Genomic DNA, 1965 nt, shown 5'->3' on the forward strand with positions numbered 1-1965 from the left:
TAAACTCTATGCTTCGAGATGGCATCATGTGGGACCAAAACATCGCCCAAAATAAAGGATTGACGCCATAGTCGTTTGTTAAGAGTATTTATGCAACACGCACCAATTCATACGTGTCTTCACCCGATTCTGTTGCAATATACTCCAAAGCACATGAAACCAAACCATGTTCTACTGGGTTGCTAGCGAGAGGGTTATGAATAAAAACCCAATCATTTTGAGATATTGGACGATTGCAGCAATCTGAATATGAAAACAAGATACCACTAATCCCTGAATATTTCGGGTCAATGAAATACTGAATGTCGATCTCGGTACCGGATGCTTTTTGTACTGTGGCAGAGAATTCAAAGCTAACAGTTGTCTCCCCAGTGCCTCTGTTCACTTTTAACACCTCACCACCAATCGGAAAAACTGTTCGTACTATTCTTGGAGGATGAAAATCCGCTCTTGCACTTGGAATTTGGCAAGAATTGATAGCGATTACATATGGTTCATCTTTTCCGATAATACCTTTTGCACAATACTTTTCGTACTTAGTAAACTTTTCTTGGATAGCTGAAGTGTAACGCAGTTTAATTTGATCTTCTGGGACTTTAGTTATGCCACCGACCATTGGAGACGGAACTTCGTCGGCACCGCTTCCTGCTTTGGGGCAAATTGCCTCAAACCACAGGCGTTGCCCTTTGTCTGTTACACAGACGTCAGGTCCTGGTTTCGGACACGAAACATCTAAACCTTGTTTTAATAATTCGACTGTTAAATCCATTTCCCAAAACCTTGCATCAAAGTCGATTGCAAGTTCTTCTGAAAAGTTCACATCACTAAAGGGTTGAAAGTGTTCCCATAGTGCTTCTGTTAATTCTTTCCCTGCAATTTCAGCCGGATTTGTACCATCACGAAGATTTTCGTATGAAGGATCTTCAACTTTTATATCTGTTCTAAATATGCTCATTATTTCTCCATACGCTTAACGTTTGCCTAACCGGCGTAAAATAGCAGGCTAAAGTTAGCGACGAAGGAGCGAAAGCCTGCTGTTTTGCGTCCTTTGGTTTAGGCACTTGTTATGCGTTTTTAGTACTATTCAATGAGGTAATCATTGTCTTAGCCATCTCTAGCTTAGTTGCATCATCTTTAGTATCTTCAATAACTTTGAAAGAAAGCAGTACATTTTGAATGTTTACAAGGCTGTCATGATAACCTTTTAATTGCTGAGTTGTCTTACTGTAAAGCCAAAAGAAAACGCCTGAAATAAACTCTATGATAACCCCTGAGCCAGAAGATATATATGCTATTGACTGTGAATTATTTAAATCAGTAAAGCCGATAAGCAGACCTGTAACGATTAGTAGAAAGCCAATACCACCAGCAAAAATAGACGCGAAGAAACTTTTATCTGTATGCTCTTTGACCATCGAGTAATAGTCGCTTAAATTGTTTATATTAATATCAACCAGACGATCAAAATAAGTTACGCTTTCACTATCTTGCAAAGGCCTTATTGTATTTCTTTTAGCCTTTAAACTCTCCAACTCTTCCACCAACTGCCTTCGTCTAACATTTCTTCTAGTTGATAAAAAAGCAAAGAAAAATCCAAAATAGAAAGTAAGTGCTACCCCGACAAAAGGTGCATACTTAAAGTCATCAGCTACAATTCCAGTTCCTTTTAACAAATCATTGCCGATAAAAGCAAAAACTATGCATAGAACTATTACTAGGCCGAGCAGGACATCTGCGGCTCTACTTTCTTTATGATCTAGGCGAACTTGGAGTTTACTTATTTTTTCATCAATATTTGCCAGCAACCCATCTTTTTCTTGTTTTTCTTCATTCTTTTCCATTATTTCTTCGTTTCCTGACATTTTCCTAAATCCATAGATGACGCATAGACATAATGATTCCCTGTGCAGATGTCGGCCTCCGTGTTTTCTCGTGGATTAGTTAAACCAGAGCCACACTGTTTGT

General features: G+C 38.7%; 2 protein-coding genes. Both read right to left on the reverse strand.

Features of this window, described 5'->3' with window-relative positions; genetic code table 11:
- Positions 1–88: 88 nt before the first annotated feature.
- Positions 89–955 carry a hypothetical protein gene (locus CBE72_RS10400; protein ID WP_100143484.1) on the reverse strand — a complete coding sequence of 289 codons (867 nt, stop codon included), beginning with the start codon at positions 953–955 and terminating at the stop codon, positions 89–91.
- A gap of 109 nt (positions 956–1064) precedes the next feature.
- Positions 1065–1862 carry a TRADD-N-associated membrane domain-containing protein gene (locus CBE72_RS20590; protein WP_338092013.1) on the reverse strand — a complete coding sequence of 266 codons (798 nt, stop codon included), beginning with the start codon at positions 1860–1862 and terminating at the stop codon, positions 1065–1067.
- Positions 1863–1965: the final 103 nt, after the last annotated feature.

Origin of the sequence: Shewanella carassii, assembly GCF_002777975.1 — a bacterium.
Taxonomy (GTDB): domain Bacteria; phylum Pseudomonadota; class Gammaproteobacteria; order Enterobacterales; family Shewanellaceae; genus Shewanella; species Shewanella carassii.